This is a genomic window from Streptomyces sp. NPDC007872 (genome assembly GCF_042868165.1).
Lineage (GTDB): Bacteria > Actinomycetota > Actinomycetes > Streptomycetales > Streptomycetaceae > Streptomyces.
Genome location: NZ_JBIAEA010000003.1, coordinates 407,194 through 419,956, shown reverse-complemented (window position 1 = coordinate 419,956; position 12,763 = coordinate 407,194). Strand labels below are relative to the sequence as shown.

Below are 12,763 nucleotides of genomic sequence, written 5' to 3'. Positions count from 1 at the left end.
CCGTCACGCCCCCCGTGTCGTCCCGGCCGCGACCACTTCCCGCTCCTCCCCGGGACCCGTCACGTCCCCCGCGCCGCCTCGGCCGCGGCCCTCCCCGTTCCTTCGAGGGCTTCCGCCGCGGCGCGCCGGTCGAGCACGGCGAGGGCGCGGGCGCCCCAGCGCAGGTTCTCCTCCTCGAAGAACCGGCCGCGCATCAGCGTGAGGTACGGCCCGATGCGCTCCGCCCCGTCCAGGTACGTATCCTCGTCCCGGCCGGCGAGCATCCGCTCCCGCAGCCGGTCGTAGCGGGCGAGCTTCGCCCGGGCCGTCTCCATCCGCCGGGCCACGAACGCGCGGACGGCCGCGGTGTCCCCCTCGTCGCAGGCCTGCACCTGGACCATCAGCTCGTCGCGGACGGCGCTCAGGCGCGGGGGCGTCGACGTGTAGGCGGCCAGATCCCGCCTGCCCGACTCCGTGAGGCTGAACATCCGCTTGTTGGGGCGCCGTTCCTGCTCCACCACCCGGGCCGTGATCAGACCGGCCTCCGCCAGCCGGTCGAGCTCGCGGTAGAGCTGCTGCGGGGTGGCGGCCCAGAAGTTGGCGACGGACACGTCGAAGATCTTGGCCAGGTCGTATCCGGAGGCCTCGCCCTCCAGGAGGGCTGCGAGGACGGCGTGCTTGAGGGACATCCGGACACGCTAGCAGTCCGTTGAATAGTTTCTTCCGCACCTATTCAACGGAAGAAGGATCATCGGACCGGGCGGGGGGTGCCCGCCCGTGGCGCCCCGGCCTCCTTCGCTGGCACGTACGTCCGGCGCCCGCCTAGGCTGGAAGCGAGGGGAAGCCGCGGGGGAGCAGATCCGAGGGCAGCGCGATGGACAGCGACACGTTCGTCTACACCACCTACATCCGGACCACCCCCGAGGAGCTCTGGAAGGCGCTCACCGACCCCGGCCTCACCCGCCGCTACTGGGGCGTGGCCTTCGAGACGGACTGGTCCCCCGGCGCCCCCATGGTCTGGGAGGAGGGCGGCCGCAGGACCGCCGACCCCGGGCAGGTGGTCCTCGCGGCCGAGCCCGGCCGCCTCCTCGCGTACACCTGGCACACCTTCACCCCGGCCTGGGCGGACGCCGTCGGCCTCGGGCACGAGGTGTACGAACGCCTCGCGGCGGAGCCCCGGTCCCGGGTGGACTTCGCGATCGAACCCTCGGGCGACACGGTCAGGCTGACGGTCACCCACGGCGGCCTCGCGCCCGACGGCACCATCAAGGAGCTGATCGGCGAGGGCTGGCCCGCGATCGTCTCCAGCCTCAAGTCCCTTCTGGAGACCGGCGAGGAACTCCCGGAGCCGCCCCGCTGAACCGGAGTTCCGCCGCCCCGCCGACCGTCCCACTGGCCCATTCGAGTCGTCTCGCGCCCGACTCCTCCGCCACGCCCGGCCCCTTGATCATCTTTTTCTCCTCCCATCGGATGTGATGCCCGGGTCGGCACCGTCCGCCGACGTCACCGCGCGCCACGCGAAAGGGGAGGGTGTCCGACGTGTCGTCACGCAGATACGCACGGGGGTGGGGTGCGCTGTCCCTCGCGGTCGGCGCCGTCCTCGCCGCCACGGCGGCCCCCTCGCCCGCGGGACCGGACGCGGTCGCAGGCGCCGACCGGGACGTGCCGGCCGCCTCGGCCCCGGACTCCGCCCCTCCCGCCGTCGTCTCGGTGGACGGCTGCGCCGGCGGCGGAGAGCTGTGCGCCGGACTGCGCCACACGGTCCCGCTGCACGCGAGCGGCGGGAGCGGGCCCGTACCCGTCCTCACCGGAACGCCGTTCACCCTCGACCCGAAGACCTCCGGGCCGGTGGAACTGACGCTGCGCACCGGAGGAGCGCTCGCCGACGTGACCGTCACCGACCGGCGCGGCCGCCGGATCGCCGGAACGGTCGGCACGGACCGCACCCGGTGGACCAGCACCGCCCCGCTCCCGGCGGGAGGCCGCTACGCCGCCCGGCTCCTCGTCGAGCGGACCGGCACCGAGGGCTCCCGCCGCGCCCTCGCCCGCCTGGACTTCCGCACCGCCGGGGTACCCGCGGGGGACCGGCTCACCGTCTCCTTCGGACCCGGCGACGGCGGTACGTACGGGGTCGGCCGACCGGTCACCGCCGAACTCAGCCACCCCGTGCCGGCGGACGACCCCCGCGCCCGCCGGGCCGTCGAACGCGCCCTCGACGTACGGGCCGAGCCCCACGTCGAAGGCTCCTGGCACTGGGTCGGCCCCACCACCCTCCACTACCGGCCCCGGGGCTACTGGCCCGCCCGCGCCACCGTCCGGGTCCACAGCGGCCTCGACGGGACCCGGATCACCGGTGGCCTGTACGGCGGCCCCTCCCGTCCCCTCGCCTTCACCACCGGCGCCCGGATCGAGGCCGTCACCGACGTCGCCGCCCACCGGATGCGCGTGTACCGCGACGGCCGGCTGCTCCGCACCCTCCCGGTCACCACCGGCAAGGCCGGATACCGCACCCGCGGCGGCACCAAGGTCGTCCTGGGCAAGGAGCCCGTGGTCCGCATGCGGGGCGACTCCATCGGCATCGACCGGGGCAGCGACGACTTCTACGACCTGAAGGTCCGCTGGGCCATCCGGGTGACCTGGAGCGGCGAGTACCTGCACGCGGCCCCCTGGTCCCTCGACGCGCAGGGCAGCGAGGACGTCAGCCACGGCTGCACCGGCATGAGCACCGAGGACGCCGCCTGGCTGTTCCGCACCGTGCGCGAGGGCGACCTCGTCCGGGTGGTCAACGGCCACGGGGAGCCCATGCCCCCCTTCGGCAACGGCTTCGGCGACTGGAACCTGGACTGGTCCGAGTGGCTGCGGGGCAGCGCCTTCGGGCCGGGCCCCTCCCGCCCCGCCGCGGATCCCGGACCCGCGGCGGGCGGTCTCGACCCGGCCCTCTGAACAAGTCCCGACGGCGCACCCCCGCCGGTCACCGGCGGGCGGGTACCGGTACTCGGTTCACCGGTACCCGCCCACCGGCACTCGGTTCACCGGCCGCCGCCTACCGGTACTCGACCGTCAGCGTCACCGGCGCGTCCCGGTTCACGAAGAGGTACGCCGTGCCGGCCGGCGCCGACGAGAACCCGAGGCGGAACTGGGTGGTCCCGCCCCGGTTCAGGGCCGCGACCGCCTCCGCCGACAGGTCCGTCGACACCGCGCTCCCGGACGAGAACGCGTCGATCCGCGCGCCGCCCGCCACCGTGGCCGGCGCCGACCAGTCCGCCGGCTCGACCGCGCACCCGCCGAAGCAGCCCGTCCGCACGTCCACCAGGAGCCGGTTCCCGGCGGGCGAGGCCCAGGGGTCGCCCGAGCCGCTCGACCGCGTGACGGTCAGCCAGGCCCGGGAGACCTGCTTGCCGGCCGGGATCCGCGAGGTGTCGAAGGAGACCACCGTACGGTTCACCTTCCCGTCCGCCCCCCGGCCCAGCGCCAGCCCGGACACGTCCTCCAGGGTGCCGACCGCCGCCCCCGAACCGTCCGCCGCCGCCTTCACGTAACCGTCCTCGGCGTCCGTGCTGCCCAGCACCGTCCGGTCGGACGGGGGCGGCGGCGTCCCGGTGCCGCGCAGCGCCCGCACCATGCCCATGATCGCCTCGATCTGCTTCCCGCCGTGCCGGGCGTAGGCCGTGTCACCGAGGTAACCCCACCAGTTCCAGCAGCCGTTCGGGTTCTCCAGGGTCCCCGTGGCCGCCGCCTGCGGGTACAGCACGATCATGTCGTTGGTGTCGGCGTACTCGTTGAGGTACGCGCCCTCGACGAACCGGGTCCCGAAGCCCTGGTACGCGTACCCCTGCTTGCAGCCGTGCAGCGCCACGAGCAGGCGGCAGCGCGCCCCGTCGGAACAGGACTCCGGCACGTACGCGAAGCCCTCCGCCCCCATCGAGATCGCCGAGGCCGAACCGCCGGGCGCGTACGCGTTCTGGTCGAAGCGGATCAGCGAACCGCCCGTCCCCGAACCGGGCGCCGCGACCGACCCGAAGAGGTGCCCGAGCAGCGCCCCCTCCGCGTCGGTCCCGCACCTGTTCAGGAACGGGGTCTGCGTCACCCCGCAGGAGTTGGGGCCGAGCGGGGTGATCCAGGCGTGCCCCGCCGCCGTGGACCGGTCGTAGAGGACCCGGGCGCCGAACCGCCCGTAGTAGTCGGAGAGGGCGTTCACCACCGGCCGCTTCACCGTGCTGTCCGCCGACCCGCTGAAGACGTACACCGGGTCGCCGGACAGGTTCGCCACCGGGTCGACCTGCCCCTGCGCCGACCTGTCGCGGGTGGCCTGTTCCAGAGCGGCGAGCTGGAGGTCCTGGACGGTGTCCATGCAGGCGTTGAGCGCCGTGGCAAGCTGGCCCCGGGCGCAGTCGTACGGCCCCGAGGCGAACACCGCGGAGCCCCCGAACGTCCCCGAGTACGCCACGTGCAACTGCGTGGCCATGTACCCGCCGGACGAGACGCCCGCGCTGAACACGGAGCCGATGTCGTACCCCTGGAGCGTGCCGGGCACGGGCGGGGGAGCGGCGGCCCCGGCGGGGCCCGCGGTCGGGAAGAGGGTCGCGGCGGCGCACAGCAGCAGCGCCGCGAGACGGCGTGGCCCGCGCGAGCGGGTAGGACGGGGTGAACGCATGGGGGCTCCCGGACGGCTCGTTCCTGACGGGGGATCGGCCGGGACGCTACGGCCTCCCCGGAGCCGTCCTCCATGGGTGAGGACGCCACAATCCGGCCCGCCCGCTATGGCGCCCCGTCACCTGGCATCCGGAGCGGGGACCTCCGGCGCGAGCTGCGAGGATGGCGCCATGGAGCACCACGAGGAGAGGGACGGCCTGCTGGCCGAGGCGGTCGCGCTGCGCGAGGCGGGCCGCAGGGAAGAGGCCCGCGAGCGGCTCGCCGGGCTCGCCGCCCGGTGGCCGGACGACCCCGGGGTCGCCTACCAGACGGCCTGGGCGCACGACGTCCTGGGCCTGGAGGCGGAGGCCGTGCCGTACTACGAACGGGCCCTCGACGACGCCACCGGCCGGCTCGCGCCCGACGACCGGCGCGGCGCCCTCCTCGGCCTCGGCAGCACCTACCGGGTGCTCGGCCGGTACGAGGACGCGGTCGCCCTCCTGACCCGCGCGGTCGGGGAGTTCCCCGAGGACGGCGCCCTGCGCGCCTTCCTCGCGATGGCCCTCTACAACACGGGCCGCCACCACGAGTCGGTCGCCCTGCTGCTGCGCCTGCTCGCCGCGACCAGCGAGGACCCGTCCGTCCGCGCGTACAGGGCGGCCGTCGAGCACTACGCGGAGGACCTCGACGCGACCGGGTGACCGGGAGCGGGGAGGGCCGGTTCAGTCGTTCACGGCGGTCAGGAGGACCACCGCGTCCTCCAGGGCGGTCAGCCCGTGCCGCTCCTTGGGGATCATGCGCAGCGTGCCCGCCCGCAGCTCCTCCGCCCGGTCGGCCGCCGTCAGGCTCACCCGGCCCCGCAGCACCTGGAGGCTCGCGGCCGGCGGCGCGTTGTGCTCGTCCAGGGACGTGCCCGCCGTCAGGGCGATGACGGTCTGCCGGAGCACTCCGTCGTGCATCACCAGATGGGCGCTCCGCCCGTGCGGCGCGGTGCGGGCCGCGGCCAGGTGCTCGTCGGCGAGGGCGGTGAGGTCCGGCATCATGTCTCTCCCTGCGGGGTGCGCGGGCGGATACCCCCAGCCTCCCGTGTGACGGCGAGGACGCAAGTCGAGGCCGCCGCCCGGCTCAGGTCCTTCGTGCCGGCGGTCGCCGCGCCGGAAGCCGCCCGCCCGCGTCGGGGCTCTCCTCCCGGGGGACGAGGGCTCCCCTCAGGTGGTCGTACGCCACGTGCGCGTGCAGCCGGACACCGGTGACGAGGGCGGAGTCGTCGGCGTAGAAGCCGGGGTTGTGGTTGGTCACCAGACCGCGCCCGCCCTCCACGGGGACCGGCCGGCCCGACGCGTCCAGGGCCGCGTCCTGGACGCCGAGCGTCACGTACAGGCCGCCGAACCGCCGTACGAACTCGGAGACGTCGTCGTACCCGAGCGTCCCGCCCGTCTCCACCACGCGCCCCTCGCCGGCCACCCGGCGGAAGGTCGGGAGCCCGGCCGCCACCCACGGCCCGCTGTTGTGCACGGGCGGCACGGGCTGGAGGTACTCCGCCGTGGCCGTCGCCCCGTACGCCGCCGCCGAGTGCTCCACGAGCGTCGTGAGCCGCCGCCGCACCTCCGCCATGTCCGACTCGACGGCGGTGCGGATCGTGCCCCACAGCGTCACCGTCTCCCCGACGATGTTGAAGCGGCCGACGTCCTCCACGTGCCCGATGGACACCGTCACCGGGTCGAAGGCCGAGACCTGCCGGTAGAGCTGCCCGATGCCCGTCAGGATCGCGCCGGCCGCCGGCATCGGATCGACGCCCTGCCAGGGCGTGGAGCCGTGCGTCTGCCGGCCGGTGACGACGATCCGGACGAGCGTGGACGCTCCGTACTGGTTGCCGGTCCTGTACCCCACGTACCCCACCGGGTACGGCGTCACGTGCATCCCGAAGACCATCGTCGGCACCGGGTCGGCGAAGGCGCCCGCCTTGACCATCGCCCGCGCCCCGCCCTCCTCGGTCACCGGCGGGCCCTCCTCGGCGGGCTGGAAGACGAACAGGACGGTCCCCGGCAGCCGGTCGCGGACCTCCGAGAGGACCGTCGCCGCGCCGAGCAGCATCGCCGTGTGGCAGTCGTGGCCGCAGGCGTGCGACACCGGGAACGGGCCGCCCGGATAGTCGGCGTCCACCACCTCGGAGGCGAAGTCCGCCCCGCACAGGTCCCGCACCGGCAGCGCGTCCGTGTCCGCCCGCAGCGCCACGACCCGCCCGCCCGCCGCCCCGCCGCGCAGGACCCCCACGACCCCGTGGCCCGCGATGCCCGTACGGACCTCGTCGAGCCCGAGGCCGCGCAGGTGGTCCGCCACCAGACGGGCCGTGTCCACCTCGCGGTTGGACAGCTCCGGATGCCGGTGCAGACGGCGCCGCCAGGCCACCACCCGCTCCGCGACCCCGGCCGCCCGCGCGTCCAGCTCCTCGTGCGTCGCCTCGCCGTCCAACGGGACTCCTCCCTCGCGCTCCGCCGTGCCCCGCGGCCTGCCACCGGGACGTGCTTCCCCAGCCTGCCACCGGAAGGGGGAGGGAGCACGGCGGGAACCCGGGGAAGGAGATCCCGTCAGACCGCCGCCTCCGGGCCGCTCCGCCCGATGATCGACGCCGTGTCCACGCCCGCCGGAAGCGTGCCGAAGGCCAGGCCCCGGTCGCCGTCGAGCCGCGAGGCGCAGAACGCGTCCGCCACCGCCGGGTTCCCGTGCCGGACCAGCAGCGAGCCCTGGAAGACGAGCGCGAGCCGCTCCACGAGCCGCCGTGCCCCGTACGCCGCCGCGTCCGGGTCGCCGAGCCCCGCGAGCTCCTTGCGGAGCCCGGCGACCGCCGCGTCCAGGCGCCGGTCGGCGCCCGCACCCCGGTCGACCTCCGCGAAGTACGCCTCCACCGCCTGCGGCTGACGGGCCATGGCCCGCAGCACGTCGAGGGCGGCCACGTTCCCCGAGCCCTCCCAGATCGAGGGCAGCGGCGACTCGCGGTAGAGCCTCGGCAGGCCCGAGTCCTCCACGTAGCCGTTGCCGCCCAGGCACTCCAGGGCCTCGGCCGCGTGCGCGGGCGCCCGCTTGCACACCCAGTACTTGGTGACCGCGAGGCCGAGCCGCCGCACCTGCTCCTCCTCCGCGTCGCCGCGCGCCGCCCGGTCCACCGCCCCGGCGAGCCGCAGCGCCGCCAGCGTGGCCGCCTCCGCCTCCACCGCCAGGTCGGCCAGGACGTTCCGCATCAGCGGCTGGTCGACGAGCCGCGCCCCGAACGCGCTCCGGTGCGTGGCGTGGTGGACCGCGTGCACGAGCCCGAGGCGCATCCCGGACGCCGAGCTGACGGCGCAGTCGAGCCGCGTCATGTTGACCATCCGGATGATGGTCGCCACCCCGCGCCCCTCCTCGCCGACCAGTCGGCCGAGGGCGCCCTCGTACTCGATCTCGGAGGAGGCGTTCGACCGGTTGCCCAGCTTGTCCTTCAGGCGCTGGAGGCGGATCGCGTTGCGGGTGCCGTCCGGCAGGACGCGCGGCACCAGGAAGCAGGAGAGCCCGCCGGGGGCCTGCGCGAGGGTGAGGAAGACGTCGGACATGGGGGCCGAGGTGAACCACTTGTGGCCGGTCAGCGCGTACAGACCGGGCTCGCCCGCCGGAACCGCCCGCGTCGTGTTCGCCCGGACGTCCGAACCGCCCTGCTTCTCGGTCATCGACATCCCGGCGATGATCCCGCGCTTCTCCGTCGGCACCCGCAGCCCGAAGTCGTACGACCGGGAGGTGAGCAGCGGCTCGTACACCTCGGCGAGCTCCGGCCGGGCACGCAGCGCGGGCACGGCGGCGTACGTCATCGAGACCGGGCACAGGTGCCCGGCGTCGGCCTGCCCCCACACGAACACCTTGGCCGCGCGCGCCACGTGGGCGCCGGGCCGCTCGTCGGCCCAGGGCGCGCCGTGCAGCCCGTGCCGCACGGCCACGTCCATCAGGGAGTGCCAGTACGGGTGGAACTCGACCTCGTCGATCCGGTGGCCGTACCGGTCGTGGGTGTGCAGGACGGGGGAGTGGCGCTCGGCGAGCCGCCCCCACTCCTGGGCCTCGGCGCCACCCGCCCGTACGCCCAGCTCGCGGACCTCCGCCTCGGCCCAGCCGGCGCCCTCCCGGCGCAGCGACTCCAGGAGCGCGGGGTCGGCGGAGGCGTCGTGACCGGTCAGCGGGGGGACCTGGTTGGTGACCTCATGCGTGGTCGGCATCGGGGACTCCCAGTGCTCGCAGGGTGAAGGTGACGAGTGCGGGTACGGTGCCGGGCCCGACGGATCCCTCCGCCAGCGGGCCGACGAGCGCCTCGGCGCCCGCCCCGACCAGCGCCGAGGCCGTCAGGACGGGGTCCTGGGGCGGCAGTTCGCCCGAGCGGACGCCCTCCTCGACGCGGGCGGCGAACACGTCCCGGAACGCGCGCCGGAAGACGAGCCGCTCGGCGTCCACGGCCGGGTCGACGGGCTCGGCGAGCAGCGCGTAGGCGAGGCGCGGCGACTTCAGGGCGCGCAGGGCGAAGGTCTCGACGACGGCGACCACCCGCTCGGCGGCCGAGCGGTGTCCGGGGTGCCCGGCCGCCTCGGAGACGGCCGCGACCTCCCGGCCCACCACGGTCCGGAAGAGCTCGACGGCGAGTTCGGACTTGCCGTCGAAATGGCGGTAGACGCTGCCCGTGGCGATCCCGGCCCGGGCGGCGACGGCCGCCACGGTGCACCCCGCGTACCCCTGCTCGGCGAGCAGCCCGAGGGCCGCCTCGACGACGGAGCCGCGCTGGGCGTCGAGCCGGGCCTGGACGGCGGGGGTGCGTCGGTAGGGCATGGAAGGAGTGAAGCAGTGATTCACTGCTTCATCAAGGGTTCGGACGGGCCGGGGGAAAGGGCTGCCCCGCCGTCCTGCGGAGGACGGCGGGGCAGTGGGGCGAGGGGAGCGACGGGGAGGACGTCAGCCGGTGAAGACCTCGACGAGCGACCAGATCGCGAGGCCCGCCATGCACACGCCGCCGACGCGCTGGACGGTCTTGAGGGGGACGCGCTTCGCGATGAAGCGGCCCGCGACCAGGGCGAGGGCGGAGACGCTCGTCAGGGCGGCGAACGCGCCGATCGCCGTCGACCAGGTGCCGTTGGTGGCGGCCAGGTTGGCGGTGGTGATCTGGGTCAGGTCGCCCCACTCGCTGATGAACACGGCCGTGAAGGCGGTCGAGAACACCGGCCAGAAGCCGGTGACCGTCCGGCCGCCCGTGTCGTCGCCCTCGTCGTCGTCCCCGCCGCGCAGCAGCATGAAGGCGCCGAAGCCGAACAGGAGCGCCGAGACGAGTTTGACGATCCAGCCCGGGAGCAGCCCGAGCAGGCTGCCGGCGCCCACCGCGATGGCGACGTGGGCCAGGAAGGCGGTGGAGGTGCCGATCCACACGTACAGCGGACGCATGCGCGTGCCCATGGCGAGGGACGCGAACATCGTCTTGTCGGGAAGCTCGGCGAGGAAGATCAGCCCGAAGGCGGTGAGGATCGCCAAGGGGTCGAGGTGCATACCGGGGCTCTCTGCTCGGTCCGGGCCTCCGGGCCCCGCACGGCACCTCGGTGGGCGACGGGAGGACCACTCGGCCCGGCATGACGGACCACGCCCACGGATGCGCGGACGCGGTTGATGCCTGGCCGAAGGTCTCGCCCGTCCACGTCGTGCGTGGACCCGGTCACCGGGAACCCGGGGGTTCCAGTGTGTCGACGACCGGTTCGCAGGGCTACTCCCCTTCGCTGCCGACCAGTGTAACGGACCGGGGCGCGAGAGTGGGTAGACAGTGTCTACTCCGACTTGGTAGACAGTGTCCATGAGCGAAGATCACGAGGGTGACGAAGGACGCGGCCGGGAGGACGGCGGACCGCACGGCGAACACATGGGCGCCGGAACGTACGACGGCCCCACGGGTGGCGGGCCGCGCGACGGCGACACCGGTGACGGCGACAACGGTGACGGCTGTACGAGCGACGGCGGCACGGGCGGCGGGTCGCGCGACGACCACGCGGGTGACGGGATGCGCGGGCGGCTCGTCCGGGCCGGCGTCGCGCTCGTCGACGCCGAGGGCGCCCAGGCCCTCTCGCTGCGCGAGATCGCCCGCCGCGCCGGCGTCTCCCACGGCGCCCCCCGCCGCCACTTCCCCACCCACCTCGACCTCCTGTCGGCCATCGCCCGGCAGGGCTTCGCCGAGCTGGCCGCCCGCGTCGCCGCCGAGGACCGCGAGGACGCCGGGCCGCGCGAGCGGATCGCACTCCTCGCCCGCGTCTACCTCGACCACGCCGGGTCGCGGCGCGGCATGTACGAGCTGATGTTCCGGCACGACCTGCTGGAGAGCGGGCGGCTCGGACTGCGCGAGACGAGCCTGCCGCTCTTCGCCCGGCTCACCGAGCTGGTCGCCCGCGTCCGCCCCGGCGCCGACCCCGTCGTCGTCGCGGGCGCGCTCTGGGCCAATCTGCACGGCATCGCCCAGCTCTGGTACTGGGGCAGCCTCCCGCTCGCGACCGGCGGCACCGACCCCGCCCCGCTGCTCGCGGCCGCCCTCGACGCCCACGTCGGGCCCGCGGAGCCCGCCCCGTGAACCGGAGCCGCACCCCCGTCCTCGCGTGCAGCGTCGTCGGGGCCGCCGTCGTCGCCCTCGACGGCACGGTCCTGACCGTCGCCCAACCCGCCCTCCAGCGCGACCTGCACGCCGACGTCGGCCAGGTCCAGTGGACCGGCACCGGCTACCTCGTGGCCGTCGCGAGCCTCCTGGTCCTCGCGGGCCGCCTCGGCGACCGCCACGGCCACCGCCGGACCTTCGCCGTCGGCGCCCTCGGCTTCGCCCTCGCCTCCGCCGGCGTCGCCCTGGCCCCCGGGATCGGAGCCGTGATCGCGCTGCGCGTGCTCCAGGGGGTGTGCGGGGCCCTGCTCCAGCCCGCCACCCTCGGCATGCTGCGCACGGCCTTCCCGCCCGACCGGCTCGCGACCCCGATCGCCGTCCGCACCGCCGTCATCGGCCTCGCGGCCGCCGCCGGACCGCTCGTGGGCGGCGCGCTGGTCTCCGCGTGCGGCTGGCGCTCCGTCTTCCTCCTGAGCGTCCCGCCGACCCTCGCCATCGGCCTCCTGGCCCTCGCGACCCGGGAACCGGTAGCCGAGGCCCGCGACCGGAAGGCCCACGACCGGCCAACCCGCGACCGGAAGGCCCACGACCGGGCGGCCCGCGACCGGAAGGCCTACGACCGGGCGGCCCGCGACCGGAAGGCCTACGACCGGGCGGCCCACGAACTGCCGGCCCCCGGTCTCACCGCGCTCGATCCGGCCGGTGCCCTGCTGCTCGCCGTGGCCCTGGGACTGCTGGTCCACGGGCTCGTCGAGACCGCCCGTCCCGGCGGCATCGGCTCCGGCGTGCTCGCGTGCGCCGGGGCGGTCGTCGCCGCGATCGCCCTCGCCCGGCACGAACGCCGCGCCGCCCGCCCCCTGCTGCCCCCGGAGCTGCTCCGGAGCGTGCCCGTCGTCGCGGGGGTCGCCGCGCTCCTCGCCGCCTCGGCGGCCCTCTTCGGCTCGCTGTTCGTGGCGACGTACTTCCTCCAGGACGTCCAGCGGCTCGACCCCCTCGCCTGTGCGCTGCGGGTCCTGCCGCTCGCCCTCCTCATGGTGCTCGGCGCGCCCCTCTGCCCGCCCCTCCAGCGCCGCTTCGGCCCCCGCCGCACGGCGACGGCCGGCGCCGCCCTGCTCACGCTCGGCGTCCTGCTGCTCTCCCGCCTGGACGCCACGGCCGGAGCCCTCCCCGTCGGCGGCTGCGCCGCCCTCCTCGGCGCCGGCTTCGTCACGCTCATGGTCACCGCCACCTCCGTCGTCCTGCACCGCGCCCCCGAGGCCCACGCCGGGGTCGCCGGAGGCCTCCAGCAGACCGCGATGAACGTCGGCCCGGCGCTCGGCGTCGCCACCGCGACCCTCCTGCTCGCCCTCGTACCGGACGGAGGGTTCGTCCCGGCCCGGGGCGCCGCGCTCCCGGCCCTGGCGGCGATCGCCGCCCTCGCCCTGCCCGCCGCCCTCGCCCTGCCCCGCACCGCCCGCCGGGGGACACGCCCGGACCCGGCGGCGCCCCGGTCCGGCCGACGGTCCTGCGTACGATCATGAA

The 12,763-nt window shown here is 75.4% G+C and carries 12 protein-coding genes; 5 read left to right on the top strand and 7 right to left on the bottom strand.

Annotated elements, in window-relative coordinates; all coding sequences use genetic code 11:
- Positions 1-59 precede the first annotated feature (59 nt).
- Positions 60-668, bottom strand: a complete 609-nt coding sequence (locus ACFYNX_RS12360) for a PadR family transcriptional regulator (protein ID WP_388660626.1) — start codon at positions 666-668, stop codon at positions 60-62.
- 185 nt (positions 669-853) lie between these two features.
- On the opposite strand from ACFYNX_RS12360, the gene ACFYNX_RS12355 reads away from it, so the two are divergent.
- The gene (locus ACFYNX_RS12355) at positions 854-1,339 is read left to right on the top strand and encodes an SRPBCC family protein (RefSeq protein ID WP_365543603.1); all 486 of its coding nucleotides are present in this window, start codon (positions 854-856) and stop codon (positions 1,337-1,339) included.
- A 179-nt stretch (positions 1,340-1,518) separates the two neighbouring features.
- Complete coding sequence (locus ACFYNX_RS12350) at positions 1,519-2,922, top strand: Ig-like domain-containing protein (RefSeq protein WP_388660623.1); 1,404 nt, start codon at positions 1,519-1,521, stop codon at positions 2,920-2,922.
- Between the two features lie 100 nt (positions 2,923-3,022).
- Here ACFYNX_RS12350 and ACFYNX_RS12345 read toward each other — a convergent pair whose 3' ends face one another.
- Positions 3,023-4,633, bottom strand: a complete 1,611-nt coding sequence (locus ACFYNX_RS12345; RefSeq protein ID WP_388660620.1) for a poly(3-hydroxybutyrate) depolymerase — start codon at positions 4,631-4,633, stop codon at positions 3,023-3,025.
- A 169-nt stretch (positions 4,634-4,802) separates the two neighbouring features.
- Between ACFYNX_RS12345 and ACFYNX_RS12340 the strand changes: the two genes are divergently transcribed.
- Positions 4,803-5,312, top strand: coding sequence for a tetratricopeptide repeat protein (locus ACFYNX_RS12340; protein ID WP_365543611.1), 510 nt, complete (start codon positions 4,803-4,805; stop codon positions 5,310-5,312).
- Between the two features lie 21 nt (positions 5,313-5,333).
- Here ACFYNX_RS12340 and ACFYNX_RS12335 read toward each other — a convergent pair whose 3' ends face one another.
- The 5 genes from ACFYNX_RS12335 to ACFYNX_RS12315 form a co-directional block, all read right to left on the bottom strand.
- Positions 5,334-5,651 (bottom strand): cupin, encoded by a 318-nt coding sequence (locus ACFYNX_RS12335; RefSeq protein ID WP_125667428.1) that lies wholly within the window; start codon positions 5,649-5,651, stop codon positions 5,334-5,336.
- Positions 5,652-5,736: 85 nt separating this feature from the next.
- Positions 5,737-7,083, bottom strand: a complete 1,347-nt coding sequence (locus ACFYNX_RS12330) for a M20 family metallopeptidase (protein ID WP_388660617.1) — start codon at positions 7,081-7,083, stop codon at positions 5,737-5,739.
- Positions 7,084-7,199: 116 nt separating this feature from the next.
- Positions 7,200-8,849, bottom strand: a complete 1,650-nt coding sequence (locus ACFYNX_RS12325; protein WP_365543617.1) for an acyl-CoA dehydrogenase family protein — start codon at positions 8,847-8,849, stop codon at positions 7,200-7,202.
- Entirely contained in the window at positions 8,833-9,450 is a 618-nt protein-coding gene (locus ACFYNX_RS12320; RefSeq protein ID WP_365543620.1) for a TetR/AcrR family transcriptional regulator, read from the bottom strand. Before ACFYNX_RS12320 ends, ACFYNX_RS12325 begins: the two co-directional genes overlap by 17 nt.
- Positions 9,451-9,573: 123 nt before the next feature.
- Positions 9,574-10,158 carry a TMEM165/GDT1 family protein gene (locus ACFYNX_RS12315; protein ID WP_365543623.1) on the bottom strand — a complete coding sequence of 195 codons (585 nt, stop codon included), beginning with the start codon at positions 10,156-10,158 and terminating at the stop codon, positions 9,574-9,576.
- A 502-nt stretch (positions 10,159-10,660) separates the two neighbouring features.
- Between ACFYNX_RS12315 and ACFYNX_RS12310 the strand changes: the two genes are divergently transcribed.
- Together ACFYNX_RS12310 and ACFYNX_RS12305 are read left to right on the top strand one after the other, a co-directional pair.
- A complete protein-coding gene (locus tag ACFYNX_RS12310) occupies positions 10,661-11,221 on the top strand; it encodes a TetR/AcrR family transcriptional regulator (RefSeq protein WP_388661536.1) in 561 nt (186 codons plus the stop codon).
- Positions 11,218-12,762 carry an MFS transporter gene (locus ACFYNX_RS12305; RefSeq protein WP_388660614.1) on the top strand — a complete coding sequence of 515 codons (1,545 nt, stop codon included), beginning with the start codon at positions 11,218-11,220 and terminating at the stop codon, positions 12,760-12,762. Before ACFYNX_RS12310 ends, ACFYNX_RS12305 begins: the two co-directional genes overlap by 4 nt.
- Position 12,763: the final 1 nt, after the last annotated feature.